Annotated in this window: 6 protein-coding genes; all 6 read right to left on the bottom strand. The window is 72.9% G+C overall.

Translation table 11 applies throughout. The annotated features are described in order from the left end of the window. Positions 1 to 48: 48 nt before the first annotated feature. The 6 genes from C5708_RS04640 to C5708_RS04615 all read right to left on the bottom strand — a co-directional run bounded on the left by C5708_RS04640 (position 49) and on the right by C5708_RS04615 (position 16,302). Positions 49 to 828 carry a SapC family protein gene (locus C5708_RS04640; RefSeq protein ID WP_242918359.1) on the bottom strand — a complete coding sequence of 260 codons (780 nt, stop codon included), beginning with the start codon at positions 826 to 828 and terminating at the stop codon, positions 49 to 51. 28 nt (positions 829 to 856) lie between these two features. Then, positions 857 to 12,919: a filamentous haemagglutinin family protein gene (locus tag C5708_RS04635; protein WP_242918357.1), complete on the bottom strand. Its 12,063-nt coding sequence runs from the start codon at positions 12,917 to 12,919 to the stop codon at positions 857 to 859. Between the two features lie 88 nt (positions 12,920 to 13,007). Then, positions 13,008 to 13,427 (bottom strand): hypothetical protein, encoded by a 420-nt coding sequence (locus C5708_RS04630; RefSeq protein ID WP_242918355.1) that lies wholly within the window; start codon positions 13,425 to 13,427, stop codon positions 13,008 to 13,010. A gap of 2 nt (positions 13,428 to 13,429) precedes the next feature. Beyond that, positions 13,430 to 15,169, bottom strand: a complete 1,740-nt coding sequence (locus C5708_RS04625) for a putative porin (RefSeq protein WP_242918353.1) — start codon at positions 15,167 to 15,169, stop codon at positions 13,430 to 13,432. Between the two features lie 32 nt (positions 15,170 to 15,201). Beyond that, entirely contained in the window at positions 15,202 to 15,882 is a 681-nt protein-coding gene (locus C5708_RS04620) for a TonB C-terminal domain-containing protein (protein WP_242918351.1), read from the bottom strand. Between the two features lie 9 nt (positions 15,883 to 15,891). Further along, positions 15,892 to 16,302 carry a biopolymer transporter ExbD gene (locus C5708_RS04615; protein WP_242918349.1) on the bottom strand — a complete coding sequence of 137 codons (411 nt, stop codon included), beginning with the start codon at positions 16,300 to 16,302 and terminating at the stop codon, positions 15,892 to 15,894. Between the last annotated feature and the right edge of the window lie 2 nt (positions 16,303 to 16,304).

Raw genomic sequence — 16,304 nt, 5'->3', positions numbered from 1 at the left:
CGGGGCCGACGCCCGATTGAGCTCCCCTAGGGGCGCGCGAGCCGCAGGTCAGGACCTGGCCTTCTTCGGGCGCCGGGCGTCGCTGTCGCCGGCGGGCGGCGCGGCCTCGATGCCTGCCGCCCGCCGCGCCAGCAGCGCCTCGAAGCGCGTGAGCGAGGCGAAATGCAGGTGGACGAGGCCGAGAAGGCCGTCGCGGTGCCAGGCCAGCACGGTCTCCTCGTCGAGGGCGGCGAACTTCTCGCGGTCGACGACCTGGAAGCCGGTCACGCCGAGGGTGCTCCCGTCGGGAAGGGCGACGTCGGCGCGCTGGTCGATCAGCAGCGCCTTGGCCCGGAGCGCCTCGGCGAACCGCACCGTCTCCCGGGCGTCGCGGTCGAATGCGGCGCAGAACTCCATGGCCTGCCGCGTCAGGGCGCTGGGGGCCTCGCCCTCGAACAGCGCGCTTCCCGCCTCGCCTTCGCGGACGATCCGGCCGGCCGCCGCGTCGATGGCCAGGAGGAGGCCCTCGGGCTCCTCGACGGCCATGAACGCAAACGGATAGCGCCGCACATAGGCCGGCACGTAGGCCGCCGCGTCCCACCGCCCCGCCACGTCGACGAACAGGTTGCGCCGGTCGAGGCCGAGCACGGCGATCGGCGATCCGCCGTCCCCGGCGAACACCACCGGATAGTCGCGCGCCGCCACGGCGATTTCAGTGGCCGCCAGCGGAACGAACGGGGTCTCCGCCGCGAAGGCGAAGTCCCCTTCCAGCAGACGCCAGTCGCCGTGGCGCTGGGCCGAGAGGGGTTCCGGCGCGCTGTAGAACAAGGGCAGGTCTGGATTGCTCATGCGGGTCTCATAGGGTCTGGAGGCCGGCCTACTCGGCGGGACCGAAGCCGAGGAAGCGGACGTTGAGGATGGTCGGCGCCTCGCGCATCGGCTCGGGCCGGGCCCGCTCGGCGATGCGGGCCGCCTCCCCCGCCACGGCGCCGGCCGCCGCCGAGGCCGCTGTCAACGCCCCGGTGTTGACCGCCGCGACGACGGGCAGCCCCTTGGCCTCGCCCTGGACCTGGATGTTGGCGGCGTTGACCACGTGCAGGGCGGCCAGGTTGACGTTGCCCGACACCCGGATGCCCGCCTCGCCCGCGTCGATCGTGCCCAGCGGCGCGATCAGGTTGACGTTGCCAGGCGGCACTTCGGGAATGGGGTTGAGCGTGGCGATGCCCGCCCCCGACGACGGCGCCAGCGGCGACAGGGACACGTCGCCCATATCGTCATAAGCCCGCCGCGGCGGCGTGAAGATCACCGTGGTCTTGGCCCCGCGGCCGGCGTTGATGTCGCCCTCCGCCGACCAGGCCAGGATGTCGCCGCCGAAGGTGGTCATCACCCGCGACAGGCCGAGCAGCAGGCTCCTGCGGCTGTAGATGGCGATGTCGCCGCTGCCCTGCGTCACCACCCCGGCCGAGGCCGGCGGCGCGACGCCCTGCACGCCGATCAGCACCTGGCCGGCCGGGGCCAGGATCTGGACGTCGCCGCCGAAGTTGGAGCGCACGCCCGAACCGCCGAACAGGGTGATGTCGCCGCCGCGGACGATGGCCGCGCCCTTGGCGTCCTTTTCAGGGAACAGCGTGGCGATCATCTCGCGACCGCGCAGATAGCTGCCGAACCGCTTGCTGGAGACGTCGTTGTATTCGCGGCCGCCGGCGTCCAGTTCGGCGAAATAGACCTTGCGCAGGAAGACGTTGCGCTGCTCTGGCGGCAGGGCGGTGAAATAGGCCCGGGCCTCGGCGACGCCGCCGGCGAAGCCGTAGCGGGCCTTGAGCCAGTCGACCAGTTCGCGCTCGTAGGTCTTGGCCGCCCTGCCCGCTTGGTCGGCCAGCGGATGGGTCGGGTCGGCCAGGTTGGCGGGATCGAGGTAGCGCGCGGCCAGGGCGGCGTAGTCGGGACCGGCCGCGCCCGCGCCGGCCGTGACCGTCACCGAGGCGCCCAGCCGCTTGTCGCCGGCGGCGATCGCGCCAAGCGAGGTGATCGAGCCCTTGTCGGCCTGATAGAGGTTGCGGCCCGCCGTGACCTCCAGCGTCCCGGGACCGGCCACCATGAAGTTGGAGACCAGGATGTCGCGGCCGGCGCGCACCACCGAAACGTCGTCGGCGTTGGCGTTGACGATCAGGTCGCCGAGCGAAGCCGAACTGTAGCGGCCGGTGGAATATCGCGGGGTGTCGCCAGTATAGTAGGCCACCGGCTCGCCGGAGCCGATGATGTCGCGGCCGGCGATGATGCGGACCGACTTGGCCCCGACGTACCAGCGGTCCAGCACGTAGCGCGAGACCTCGGAGCCGCCGTTGGTGTGATCGAGCAGTTCGCCCGTCCGCAGGCCGACGATGTCGCCCTCGGCGGCGTAGAACAGCATCGGCTGGCGATCTCCGGCGTGCAGGGCGCCCAGCGCCGAGTTCGGCCCGAAGGCGTACATCATCGATCCGCTGAAGAGGCCTCCCCCGTCGGCGGTCAGGTTGGTGACCGGCGCGCCGGCGGCGTTGAAGGCCGCCCGGAACGGCGTCGGCACGACAGAGGGATCGGCGCCGGACATGTCCATCACCGAGCGCAGGGCGAAGATCGACTTGCGGGCCAGGATCTCCAGCTGGCCGCGGGGCGACGGCGCCAGGGTGACCGAGGTCACCAACGGGACGATCGTGTCACGGTCGACGCCGTAGAAGATGTTCCCCTGGGCCGCCACGGCGCGCAGGGTGGCGGGGTAGTCGCGCGATTGCCCCCGGTCCAGCCGGACCGGCGACAGGTTGCCGCCCGCCGCGAACAGGTCCACCGAGGTGTTGTCCGTCCACAGCGAGAACCAGGTGCTTCCCCCACCTGCGTAGGGCGTCGATCCGCCGTTCTGGACGTAGGTGAACGGCGTGGTGTTGTACTGGTCGCCCATGCCGGCGTTGTCAGCCGCCGCCAGCGCCAGGTCGCCGCGCGACCGCAGCCAGGCGTTGGCGTCGCCGAGGTTCAGGAAGAGGCCGCCCGACACCGCGCCCCAGTTCAGGGCGTTGGGATCGGTTGCGCGCGGGTCGCCGGGCAGCACGCCGAAGGCGATGCCGTAGCCCTGGTCGATGCGGCCGATCGAGCCGGCCCGCACGTCGACCGCGCCGCGCAGGTCGGTGACGCCGCCCTCCATCCCGATGAAGGCGCTGCTGATGTTGCCGGTCTTCAGCGGATTGAGCGCGCCGCCGACGCGCACCGTCACGTCGCCGCCGCCGGTCTGGACCAGGCGGCCGTCGGCGGTCACGCGGCCGCTGCCGCCGACGGCGATGTTGAGCCCCTGGCCGACCTTGTTGCCCGAGCCAGCGCCGATGTCGGTGACCAGGCCGGCGTCGCGGCCGGCGTTGACGACGACGTTGCCGCCGCCGAGCGCGCCGAAGCCGGAGAAGCCGACCAGTTGGGCGACGCCGTAGCCGCTCGTCGGCAGACCGTAGGTGCCGAAGTTCACCCACCAGGCCGCCGGCAGGCCGGACGGCGAACCGCCCTGGCGCCAGAGCCAGTTCGGCGTAACGCCGGTGAGCAGCTGTGAGCTGCCATAGTCGCCGGCGGTGATGTAGCCGGTGACGTCGGCCTGGGCGCTGACGAACAGGTCGCCGCCCCCTTCCGGATACCAGGCCTGATAGATGCTCGACGGGCCGCGAACGAGGGGTTCATAGGCCGCGCCCGTCGATCCGAGCACGTCGCCTGTCCGCGCCAGGCCGCGCGGCTGTTGGTAGGGGTTGGAGCCGTCCGCCGCCAGGATCGGCGCCGCCGCCGTTCCGGCGGTGTAGACCCCGTACAGCGTCTTCATGTTGACGCTGCCGCCCGCCACCAGGTCCAGGTTGCCCGTCCCGGTGCGCACGACGCTGAACGCCTTCATCGAGAAGTCGGCGCCGGTGAAATGCTCGTCGTCGAGAACCAGGTCGCCGGCCCGCGCCTGTCCGGTGCGGCGGCTGTCGGCCGCGGCGAGGTCGGCGCCTGCGGCCAGCCGCATCGACCAGGACAGCGAACCGCTGGCCAGCATCGGCGACACCGCCCAGACCTTGCCCGGCGGCTGGCGCGGCCCGGTCGAGCTGTAGGCGAACGGGCTGGGCATGCCCGCCTCGAGCTCCAGGTAACTGGATGTCGTGCCGGCCGGCACCGTGTCCCCGTTGAAATAGGCGCCGCCGTCGATGGCGAACACCATGCAGTTCCAGCAGTCGGCCGGGAGATGGTAGTCGGTGGTGAAGGTGACCGGGTCGGTGGAGGTTAGCGCCTTGGTCAGCGGATCGCCGATATTGACCGTCACCGTGACCCGCCAGCCGTTGTCGTCGGGCGTGGCTGGCGGCGGGGCGAAGCCGTCGTTGACGCTGCCCTTGACCGCCAGGTCGCCGCCGGCGCGGATGACCAGGGCGCCGGGCTCGCCCGAGCCGTAGACGGCGGTCTTCTGGAAGCGCGGATTGAGGCTGGCGTAGCGGAAGCCGGACAGGTCGAGGTCGCCGGCGACAGTCAGCACGCCGTTGGGCGTGGCGCTGTCGATCTCGACGCCGGGGCGCAGGTGGAAGGCGTCCTTGTAGGCGCTCAGCCCGCCCAGGCGGCCCAGCAGGTCGCCGTTGGCCAGGGCGGCGGTCATGAACTGCGCGCTGCGGCCGTTGATCTGGTTGAGGCCGACCTGGCCGCTGGCCGAGACCGGCGAGCCGCCGGCGTCGCCGTTGTCCTGGACGATCGTGCCATTGGCGTCGGTCGGGGAATAGGTCCAGAAGCCGTTCACCGCGATCGAGCCGGCGCCCTTGATGGTCAGGGGCCCGGAGGCGGCGATCAGGATGTCGCCGCTGGTCTCGCCCGTGCGCGGCGCGTTGAGGCCGACCTGGCCCCGGGCCACGCCGTCGGGCGCGCTGAGATCGATGGTCGCCCCCGGCGACAGCCGCAGCGTCCCCCGCGACGCCGTCAGCTCGACCGTGGCGCGGTTGCTGGCGTCGATCGGCTGGCCGTAGCTGTCGGTGCGCAGCACCGCACCGTGGGCGTCCAGCACCGCCGTCGAGGCCAGGGTCAGCCCGTCGCGGGCGCTGAGGCGGATGGAGCCGACCTGGGGGCCGCTGGCGTCGATGCGGCCGGCCACCGTCAGGGCGCCGCCGTCGAGCGACAGGGCGATGTCGCGCCCCTTCAGCTCGTCGCCGACGGTCAGGTCGCCGCGCTTGATCTGGAAGCTGCGCCCGCCGAGGACGCCGCCCTGGGTCAGCCGCTGGTTCAGGCCGGCGAAGTCCGCCACCGTCTGGGCGCGCACGTCGATGGTCGCGCCCAGATAGGGGATGGACACCCCGTCCAGGGCGCGCTGGCCGCTCGCCCCGCCGCGGATGTCGCCGGCCAGCGTCACGACGCCGGCCCCGGCGTCCAGGGCGGTGGCCGACAGCGAACCCGCCGCGTTGTTGCTGGCCGAAAGATCGATGACCGACCCCGCGTCCTGGCGCACGCCGCCGTGGGCGCTGCTGAGCACCACGTCGCCGCCCCAGCTGTACTTGACGGCGTCGACCAGGGTGACCGTGCGGCCCGAGACGTCGATGCGCGAGGCGGAGGTCAGGCGCAGGTCCTGGTCGGCCTCCAGGGTCAGCTTGCCGGTGGGCAGCACGATCGAGCCGGCGACGGTGACGACGGCGCCCTTGAGGCCGATCTCGGCCCCGGTGACGTCGACCGCCGCCGCCGTCGCGCCGGCCGGCGCGGTCAGGGTCAGGGCCCCGCCGGCGGTCAGGCGGTTGATCGAGGCGCCGGCCCCGGTCAGCAGCGGCGTCGTCAGGTTCAGGTCGCCGCCGACATAGGAGCCGTTCGCCGCCTTGGCGCGATAGACCGACAGGCTGTTGCGGTTGTTGGCGGTGATCCGCTCGCCCGCCGTCAGGTTGACGGTGGAGAAGCCCAGGATGGTGCGGTCGAGGGTCAGCTGGGTGTCGGGCTTGCCGAACTTGTCGTAGCCGAACTCGATGCGGTCGGCGACGATGTTCAGCGTCCCCAGGCCGGTCCCCGGCCCGCCGGGCCGCACGGCCGGCGGCGACGCGCTGGTCGGCTTCTGCGCCGTGCCGGCGGCGACGCCGTTCCAGATCAGCGTTCCCGTGGTCAGGGTCGCGACGTCGCCCGCCGCGCCCAGCCCGTAGATGGCCGGGGTGTTGAGCACCAGCTGGGCCAGGCTCGACTTGCCGGTGGCGGGGTCGATGGTGTTGAGCGTGCTGGGCCCGAAGAAGTTCACCGCCTGGCCGGCCGACAGGATCAGGGTCTCGAGCTTGGGCGCGCCGACCGCCTTGTTCCCTTGCAGCAGGGTGTTGAGCGAATCCTGGGTGAAGCTCAGCCCGGCCGGCAGCACGCCGGCCGCCGCCGCCGCGTCGAGCGCGGGCGCCTCGCCGATGTTGATGTTGGACAGGGCCAGGGTCAGGTACCTGGCGCCGTAGCGGGCGTTGCGGCTGAGCGAGAGCGCCCCTTTGACGCTGGTCGCCAACGTCAGCGAGCCGTTGGCGTAGAGCTCCGCCGCGCCGATGTTGATCCCGAGCCCGGTGCCGTCGCCGGCCGTGGCGGTGATGTTGAGCAGGCCGTTCGAGATCGCCACCAGGTTGGTCTGGAAATTGACGCCGCCCTGCACCCCGTAGCGGTAGCCCTCGCTGGCCGAATAGGGCGTCGCATCGCCGAAGCCGAGCGTCGACACGCGCGCGCCGTCCTCGATCTTCACGCCGCCGCGCTCGCTGATCAGCAGGATTTCGGGCGCGGCGAGGCTGGCGCCGCCGCGCACCGCCATGCTCCGCGAACCGGACACGACGGTCATGACGCCGTTGACGCCGTCCCAGCGGGCGTAGCCGCCCAGCGCGATGCGCGAGGCCCCGACGCTGTTGAGGACGTCGTCGACCAGCGTCACATAGCCGGACGTCGCCGCCGCGCCGCTGTGGATGACCTCCATGTTGCCGACGGAGACGCTGCCGAACTGGACGTTGAGGATCGCCCCCTCGCCGCCCTTGCCGGGCGCGACCAGCGCCTGGCCGGCGAAGCTGAACGCCGGTCCCTGGCCCAGCGTCGTCGGAAAGCGCAGCTCCAGCGTCTTGGCGTCTTGCGGCAGGTACGGCGCCGCCGTCCCGGCGCGCACCGCGTCGGCGGCCAGGAAGGCGGCGACGCCGGTCTCGTTGTACTGCGACTGGGCGCGCACCGCCGCGCCCGAGGAGATCAGCAGCTGGGTCGGCAGGACGTCGCGCTGGCTCGTCCCGGCGTAGCCGAGATAGCCCTGCAACGACCAGACGCCGTTGCCGACGTCTATGGCCGTGTCGGTCGCCATCCCGGCGCGGCCGGCCAGCTCGACCCGATAGGCGCCGGGGACCAGGGCGTAGCGCGCCGGCATCAGCGTGTAGGTCCCGGCCTTCAGGCCCGGAACCCCGTCCGGGATGGTCACCTGGCGGCCGACCTCGGGCAGGTCGCCGGCGCCGGCGCCGACCGGGGCCGCGCCCGGCTGGGCGCCGGGGACCAGGGCGTAGACCGCGTCGCCGGGGTTGCTGTAGCGATAGCCCGGCCCGGCGTTGGCCAGGGCGGTGGAGAGGACGTCGACCGAGCCGCCCCGGCCGGTGACGAACCCGCTGCCGAGCACGTCGCCGCCGCCGGACAGGTCGATGATCGCCCCGGCCCGCACGTCGTTGGACTTGCCGGCCAGCACCACGGACGGGGCGCCGCCCAGCCGCCGGTCGATGGTGTTGCCGGCGTTGAGATAGGTCAGCCCGTCGATCGTGCCGCCATAGGGAATGGCCAGGCCGTTGGCGCTCACCGAGGTGACGCCGCCGGGCAGCAGGGTCACCTTCTCGGCGACGATGGAGGTGTCGTAGTAACGCGAGGCGCCGCTGGCCTCGCCCAGCTGGATCAGGCCCAGGGGCGCGCGCAGGATCCCGCCCTGCTCGATCTCCTTCGACCAGATCCGCACGCCGCCGTACAACGAATAGGGCATGGCCGGGACGTCCGTCGTCGTGCGGCCGATGCGGACCTTCTCCAGCGCCTTGATGACGGTGATGTCGTTGTAGTTCGGGACGCGGCCGATGGCGCTGATGAACGGATAGAGCTGCGCCGCGTTGAGGTCGAGCAGGCGCGAGCCCGTCACCCCGCCGCCCAGCCGGATGTCGCCGGAGCTGGTCAGGACGGCGGTGTCGAAGCCGGCCTCGTCATAGACCCGGTCGACGCTGGTGGTGGGGATCTTGGCGGTCACCCCGTGCAGGGTCAGCTGACCGAGGTCGATCAGGCCGGCCTCGACGACGAAGCTCGCCTTGGTCGCCAGCTTGGAGATGGTGGTCTGCGGGCCGACGGCCTTGGGATAGAGCGGCGCGCCTTCCAGCGAGCGGTACGGCGCGGCGTTGAGCTCGACATAGGGCGCGGCCAGCCGCACGCGCATGGCCGAGCCGTCGCTGGTCAGGGCGCCGTGATAGAGCGAGATCGACCGCCCGAGCGACAGGTCGACGCTCCCGTCGAAATGCATCAGGTCCGCCAACGCCGTGAAGCTGTCGAAGCCGCCGGCCTTGATCTGCTCGACGCTGATCCGCCCCGCGCCCACCAGCAACGGGCCCGAGGAGAAGCCGCTGTCCTTGTAGGTCTGGCCGATGACCAGCTCGTGCACCCGGTGCAGGTCGTCCGGCACGGTCAGGTTGGCGTAGCGCGGCGTCTCCTGGGTGAGGATCAGCGTCCCGCCCAGCCCGCCGGGACCGCCCGCCGCCGCCCGCAGCGTCCCGTCGACATAGAGGCCCATCAGGGTGTTGAGGGCGATGGAGCCGCCGTTGCTGGCCACGGTCGTCGCGGTCGCCGCCGCGCCCTTGCGCGGCAGGTCGACGGTCGCGCTGGTCCCGCTGGCGTCGAGCACCGCGCCCGGCCTGACCACGACGAAGGCTTCCGCGCCCTGGGCGACGCCGCCGGGATTGTTGAGCAGGGTCGGGGCGCCGATGGTGATCGCGCCGCCGTTGGGAACGACGCCGTAACGCAGCCCCTGGCGGTCGACGGCGGTCGCCGCGCGCGCGGCGGCGTCGAGCACGGCGTGGTCGCCGATGACGATCGACCGTTGCCGCACGTCGGGGTCGGCCGGCGCGCCGCCGTTGGACTTGGTGTTGAGCTGCAAGACGTCGATCACGCCGCCGGGGGCGGTCAGCCGGCCGTCGACGACGATCGGCCCGACCGCCTGCACCGAAATGGTCGCGCCCGGATCGACGGAGATCGTCGAGCCGGTCCCGATCGAGACGCCGCCCCCGACGCCCAAGCGCGCCGCGTTCGAGGCCAGCACGAGGTTCGCGCCGGCCCGCTGGGTCAGCCGTCCGGCCGTCGGGTCCTCGTTGTAGACGGGCGGGGTCCACAGTTGCAGGGCGGTCCGCGGATCGACGCCGCCCGGCGTGTTCAGCGCGTCGCCCGTGGCGCGGTAGACCGGCGTCGTGACCTCGATCCGCGCGCCCGGCGCCACGGCCAGGCCCTGGTGGCCGTCGATCACATAGTTGGAGAAGCCGGTGCTGAACAGCCGCGCGTCCAACGACTGGAGGGGCTGGACCTTGACCGGCCGGGCCACCGCCTGCCCCGCCGCCAGGCGTGAGCCGGCCGCGAACACCACGTCGGTCGGCGCGAGGTCGCCCGCCTTGAGCGAGGTCGGGGTCGGCGTGATCGGGATGCCGTTCGGGAAGACGTTGGCCGGAACCACGTAGTCGAGCGGGAAGTAGAAGGCGCCGCTGACGCCGCTGATCACCGCGCCGGCGCGCAGGGTCGGCCGGGCTAGCGCGGTCACCTGGACGGGAACGCCGTCGACGATCAGGGTGTAGGGGAAGCGGACCGCCAGCGGCGGGCTCCAGTCCTGGGCCAGCGTCACCGGTTTGTCCGCCGAGAAGCTGGGCTGGCCGCCGATGATCGTGCCCGGCGCGCCGACCGTCCGGATGTAGTCGTAGTCGAACGGCAAGGGCTCGCCGGCCGCCACGCGATAGGGCTCGGCGGTGACCAGGTCGACGCCCGGCCGCTCGCTGGGGGACAGCACGCCGTCCAGCTTCAACACCGACCCGCCCACGGTCATGGCCGGACCGCCCTCGACCGTCAGCGTCCCGCCGCCGAGCACGCCGTAGGCGCGGATGTCGCCGCCCAGCGTCACCCGCCCGGTCCCGTCCCCGACATTGGCGGAATAGTCCGCCTTGAGGATCACGTCGCCGCCGCGCCCGCCGCGCAGCGATCCGTCCGGCGCCACGGCCGCGCCCGACGAGGCGTCGATCCGCGAGCCCTTGGCCAGGGTCACGTCCTGGGTGGCGCGCAGGGTCACCGAGCCGCCGTCGACATAGGCGAGCCCCGCCGCGTCGCCCGGGGTGACGAGGGCGTTGCTCCACTTGCCGCGCACGTCCAGCGCGCCCCCGGCGCCCAGGACGATCGAACCCTTGGCCGCGACGAGGTTGCCGATCGCGTCGTTGTAGACGTTGGAGACCCAGATGTCGCCGCTGCGGGCGGTGACGCCGGCGTCGATCCGCGTATTGGTCGCGACCAGGCTGAAGCGGCCGCCGTCGGCCAGGGTCAGGTCCGCGCCGACGCGGGCGTCGCTCCCGGTGCTGACGTCGATGCGGCCCAGGCCGAAGCCGCTGAGGCGGGCGGCGTCGAACCAGGCCGTGCCGACCCGCGCGTCCGGCGTCGCGGCGGCCAGGTCGGCGGCGCCGACGAAGCGCACGTCGGTCGCGAAGGCGCCCTGCAGGCCGAGCGCGCCGTAGCGGCCATAGACCAGGCCGCCGGCCAGGGCGGCCTGGTTCTGGCCCAGCTTGTAGCCGTCCGCCACCGTGGCGTGGGGCCGGGCCTTGACCTGCCGCGCGCCGGCCAGGACGTCGGCGACGATCTCGCCGTCGAACAGGGCCGTCGGCGTCGACAGCACCAGCGCGCCGCCGTCGCGGCCGACCGAATAGGCCGCCTCGTCGCGGACATAGACGCCGCGGTTGAACACGCCGCCGGCGTAGGTCTCGTCGTAGCGGCCGCCCCAGCGGTCGTGCTTGACGGTCTGCGAGCGCCCGACGCTGACGAAGGTCATGGCCGCGGGGGCGTCATTGATGTCGTACAGCCGGCCGTCGGCGCCCTGCAGGCGCGTCGACAGGACCCCGCCGCCGGAATAGTCGACGCTGCCGCCGGCGACGTTGAACACCGCGCCGCGATCCGCCGCCACCGTGGCGGCCGACAGGGTGATGGTCCCGCCGACCGCGGCCCATTCGCCGATCTTGTGGGACGCCGCGCCGAGATAGCCGCCCACCTCCAGCAGGCCGCCGGCCGTGTAGTAGCGGTCCCCCTGGTAGCCGCCGGCGCCGGACGGCAGCAGGACCAGGCTGCGCGCGTCGACCCAGACGTCCTGGTTCTTCAGCGCGCCGCCGTCGCGGTTGGCCGCCGAATCCCGCAGTTCGTTGCCCTGGATGTTGACCTTGATCGCGTTGGAGCCGACGTCGAGGGCCACGCCCCGCACGCCGGAGACGTCGAGCATGGCGCCGTCGCGGACCTGGGCGCGGCCAGCCGAAGCGGCCACGGCGATCTGGCCGCCCTGGGCCAGGGTGGTCGAGCCGGAATCGAAGACGACGCCGCCGCCGGACACGATCTCGACGCGGGACTGGTCGCGCCGGTCCTGCAGCTTGGCGAGGTTGTCGAACTGGCCGAAGGACGCCTGGCTCCGGGCGTTGTCCTGGGTCTTGGAGTCGGCGATCAGGCTGTCGCGCTGGGCGTTCAGCGCGGTGTCGGCGCTGTCCAGCTCCGGCAGGATGGCGGTCAGGCTGTCCTTGGCCAGCGTCACCTGGCCGGCGGCGTCGCCGGCCGAGGTCGACAGGTGGATGCTGCCGCGCGCGTTGACCGAGGTGGTGGCCAGCAGCACGCCCTGCTGCCGCACGTCGCGGCCGGTCAGGGTGATGTCGCCCTGCGCCGCCTCGATGCGGCCGCTGTTGACCACGAGGCCGGACACGCCGGCGGCGTTGATCAGGGCGCGGACTTCCGAGCCGCGGGTGGTCGAATAGGCGTTGGCGTCGGTGCCCTGGCCCTTGCGGATCAGGAAGTCGTCGCCGGCCGCCAGCAGCGCCTGCCCCTTCGGCGTGACGATGGCGCCGGCGTTGGTCGCGCTGGCGCCCAGCAGCATGACGTAGCCGCCGCCGTCGAGCACCGAGACGGGCGCCTTGGTGGTGAGCACGGCGCCGGCCTCGACCCGCACCGGGCCGCCCGCGCCGGTGAAGGCCGGCGCGTAGCCGCCGCCGACCAGGGCGCTGTAGATTCCCCGGTTGAGGAACTGCTCGTTGCTCAGCCCGGCCGCCGCGGCGACGATGTTGCGCGCGTTGACCTGCGAGGTGCCGCCGAAGATCACCCCGTTGCGGTTGAGGACCAGCACCGTTCCATCGGCCTTGATCGTGCCCAGGATGCGCGACGGGTCGGCGGCGGCGTCGGTCACCCGGTTCAGCACCGCCCAGGTGGAATCGCCGTGCTGGTTGAAGACGAGGTCGGTCTCGCGGCCGACGTTGAAGCTGTCCCAGTTGAGAATGGCCTTGGCCTGGTTCTGGTCGACCACGACCTTGACCCGGCCGTCGCCGCCCTGGGACTGGACGGGCGCCGCCGCGCCGATCCACAGGGCGGGGTCGGTCGCGCCGCCGGCCGCCTGGAGGCCGCCGATCCCGAGGCCGTTGGGCGTCAGGGACTGCGCCGCCAGGGCCGCGGCCCGAGCCGCCGCCTGCGCCGCGTCCATCCGGCTGCGCGCCAGGGCCGCGCGCTGGAACGCCTCGATGGTCCGCTGGGTGGCGCTGGACGCCGCCGCGTCCTGCGTGGCGCGGGAGGCCGCCGCCTGGGCCGCCGCCGCGGCCGGGTCCGGAACGCCCTTGCGGAACATGTCGTCCGCGCTGGCCTGGGCTCCGATGGACACCAGCGCCGCCGCCGAAACGCCGAGCAGCAGCCGGCTGCGCGAGGACATGGAAAGGGTGCGGGTCATCGGGCGGTCTCCTGCGGCCCGGCGGCCGCGAGCGATTGGGGACGGTGCGGAAGGGCGAAGGGGCGAAGCCCGGCGGGCGCGGCGACGCTCATGGCGTCTTGCCCAGGGGCGGCGTGTAGACGGGCGGCGCGGGCCGCTGGGGCCGCACGCCATGGCCATAGGCCGAGCCCAGCCGCTGCCGCGTGGCGGCGGGAAGGGCCGCGCCGACCACGGCGGCCGACGAACGGGCGGAAGGGGCGTCGAGGCCGCCGCCATCGGCGGCGCGATCCTGGGCGGCCTTGTCCTGTGCGGCTTGGGCGGCGGCGCGCAGCCGCGCGGCGGCGCAGTCCAGGGTCCCGCTCCGCGCCCCGGCCACCTCGACCGTGACGCAGACGGAAGCGTCCGGCGGGCCGCCGATAGTGGCGGGCGCCGGCGACGCCGCCGCCAGGGCGACGCCCGCCGCCGCGACGCACAGGCGCGCCGCGACGGGGACGAGGACCGGCGGATGCGGAAGCGGCGCCCGGCTCATGGTCAGAAGCGCGTCTGCAGGTCGATCTGGACGACGTCGTTCGAATAGGGAACGCCGCTGACCGCGTCCGCCGACAGCCAGCGGGCCCCGATCGAGGTGTTCTTGCCGAACGCGTAGCCGCCGCCGAGCATCCAGCCCTTGGCGTTGGTCCCGCCGAGATGGAAGTCGCTGTCGACGAAGGCGTCGAGCGTGGCGTCGCTCTCGACGTGGCGATAGCCGCCGAACAGCCGCCAGTCGCCCCGCGCGGTCAGGCTCGGCTTGCCGACGCTGACCATCGCCTGCCAGCCGATGTCGCCGCCGTCCCAGACGCCCGGGATGCGGACGGTCTTGGTCGAGTCCTTGGGATCGGGGATCAACCGGTCCGGCCCGAGGTTGTTGACGGCGCGGGCGGCCGTGCGGGCGCGGTCGAAGGCCAGGTTCTTGATGAAGTCGCCTTCCACGCGGACGCCGAAGTCGCGGAAGCCGGTGTAGTCGACCTGGCCGTGCAGGTTCAGCACCTCGAACTTCGAGGCCAGGCCGAAATACTGCACCTCGGGGCTGTCGAGCGGGTTGGGCAGGGCCGGGTTCGGCGTGACGTTGCGGATCGGGAACAGCGTGTTGCCGAACTGCACGAACTGCGGCCGCGTCGCGTCGGTGTCGCAGCTGGTCTCGTAGTAAGGGCACGGGCTCGACGTGCGGCCCTGCGTCTTGTCGAAGACGAAGTAGCCCGCCGCCAGCTTCACCCCCAGGGTGTCGTCGGGCTTGAACTCGCCGCCGATCTGGCCGGCGAACAGGTACCTGTCGTGGGACGAATAGGCGCCGGTGTTGTTGGAGCCCAGGTTGAAGTCGGTGTTGAAGATCGGGAAGGCGCCGGCGGCGCCGAACAGCGCGATCTGGTCGGTCAGGGCGTAGCGGCCCGACGCGGCGACGCCGTCGAAGTTCAGGTCCTCGTCGAACAGCAGTTCGGTGGTCCAGAACGGATTGGCGAAGCGGCCGAAGACCAGTTCGACGCCTTCGACCGGCTTCAGGCGGATGTCGGCGCGGTCGATCCAGATGGCGTACTTGTTGAACGGCCCCGAGCCGCCGAGGGTCTGGTTGGTCGAGACCGGGCTGCTGTCGGAGCCGGTGGCGACGCGCAGCTCGCCGGTGATCCAGTCGTCGATCTGGGCGGTCAGGCCGATGCGGGCGCGGATGCGGGCGCGGTAGCGGTCCTCGGTGGAGTTGAGGAAGGGGGCGCTGTTGCGGTTGCTGCGGCTGATGTCGTAGCCGGCGCCGGCGTTGATCGCCTGATAGTTCGGGAAGGCCAGGCCGAAATTGCCGTCGCCCATCGTCACGCCTTCGCCGCGGACGCGGATGTCGCCCGACAGGGTGATGCGCTTGGTCCACTCGGAGACCTCGCCCGGCCGCGCCCAGCCTTCGGCGGCCGCCTGGCTGGTCAGTTCGGCGCGCAGCTCCTCCTTGATCTGGTTACGGACGGTCTTGGGAATGTAGGGCACGGTCAGGGTGTCGCCCGCCAGGCCGCCGGCCGGGATGGCCGCCGCCGGGGCCGGCGCGATCGTGGCCTTGGCGATCAGCCCGTCGGCCTCGGCGCGGCTGACCAGGCCCTTGGCGACCATCAGCTCCAGCAGCGCGCGGGAGTCGACCTGGCCGCCGGGGGGCGCCGATTGGGCGTGGGCCAGGCCCGGCCCGGCGAGGGACAGGCCGGCGGCGCAGGCCAGGAGCATGGCCTTGAGCCGGCCGCGACGGACGATGGAGCGGTACATGACAGTCCTCTTGAAGATGGTCGGGCGGGCGTTCACGCGCCGGTCCTGGCGATTTCGAGCCGAAGCGAAGGCAGTTTGGGCGGCGGGCGCTGGGAGAGCTGGAGACCGACCAACAGGCGTTCCAGCGCCGCGTCGCGGCGGCGGTCGCCCGACCCGTCGGCGATCTCGGCGCGGCTGATCCGGCCGTCGTCGTCGATCCAGACCCGCACCTCGACGCGGTACTTGCCCTGCAACGCCCGCTCGCCGCTGGCGGCCCGGTGGATCTCGGCGCGGACGCGCTCGGCGTAGGCGGCGAAGCCCTCGCCGCCCGGCTTTCCGCCGATGCGCGATCCCGATCCGTCGCCGGCGGCGAGGCCGAAGTTCCCGGCGGCGGCGCCCTGCCTGGCGGTGAGGGCGTCGTTGCTCTGGGCCTGCTGCGGCTGGGGCGTGGGCGGCGGCGGGGTGGGTTTGGGATCCGGCTGGTCGACGACCTTGGGCGGCTCCGGCTCGGGCGGCTTCTCCTTGGGCGGCGGCGGCGGGGGCGGCGGGGGCGGAGGCGGCAAGACCACGTTGATGATCTTCCGCTCGGCCGTCCGCTCGCCGATGGTCGGGCCGCGCAGCCACAGCCCGAGCCCGACCAGCGCCGCGACCAGGGCGAGCACGCCGAGGGCCGTCCACCCGCGGGCGCGGCGGCGGCGGCGGCGCGGGCCGCCCTCTAGGTCCTGGCTCGTCATCGCCCGCCCTCAGGCTCCGCCCGGCGGGCGGGTGGAGGCCAGGCCCAGCGAGCCGACGCCGACCTTCGAGCACAGGTCCAGCACCTGCATGATGCGGTCGTACTGCACCACGCGGTCGCCGCGCAGGATCACCGGGACCTGCGGATCGGCGGCCACCGCCTGACCCAGCTGGGCCTGCAGCTCGGCCATGGACACGGGCGTCGCGTCCAGGCTGACCGTGCCGTCGTTCTGCACCGAGATCACCCGCGTCTTGGGCTGGCTCAGCGACTGGGCCGCCGAGGCGGTCGGCAGGGCGACCTTGACCCCCTGCACCGCCGCCGTGGTCATGATGATGAAGATGACGAGCAGGACGTAGGCGAGATCGAGCATCGGGGTGATGTTGATCTCGTCATAGGCCTTGCGCTTGGCGCTGACTTTCACGG

Origin of the sequence: Caulobacter sp. CCUG 60055 (genome assembly GCF_022750545.1) — a bacterium.
Lineage (GTDB): Bacteria > Pseudomonadota > Alphaproteobacteria > Caulobacterales > Caulobacteraceae > PUIC01.
This window is presented reverse-complemented; position numbering and strand designations above follow the sequence as displayed.

Coding starts and splice junctions, on each gene's coding strand:
- C5708_RS04640 (WP_242918359.1), bottom strand. CDS start 828: ATGAGCAATCCAGACCTGCCCTTGTTCTACAGCGCGCCGGAACCCCTC.
- C5708_RS04635 (WP_242918357.1), bottom strand. CDS start 12,919: ATGACCCGCACCCTTTCCATGTCCTCGCGCAGCCGGCTGCTGCTCGGC.
- C5708_RS04630 (WP_242918355.1), bottom strand. CDS start 13,427: ATGAGCCGGGCGCCGCTTCCGCATCCGCCGGTCCTCGTCCCCGTCGCG.
- C5708_RS04625 (WP_242918353.1), bottom strand. CDS start 15,169: ATGTACCGCTCCATCGTCCGTCGCGGCCGGCTCAAGGCCATGCTCCTG.
- C5708_RS04620 (WP_242918351.1), bottom strand. CDS start 15,882: ATGACGAGCCAGGACCTAGAGGGCGGCCCGCGCCGCCGCCGCCGCCGC.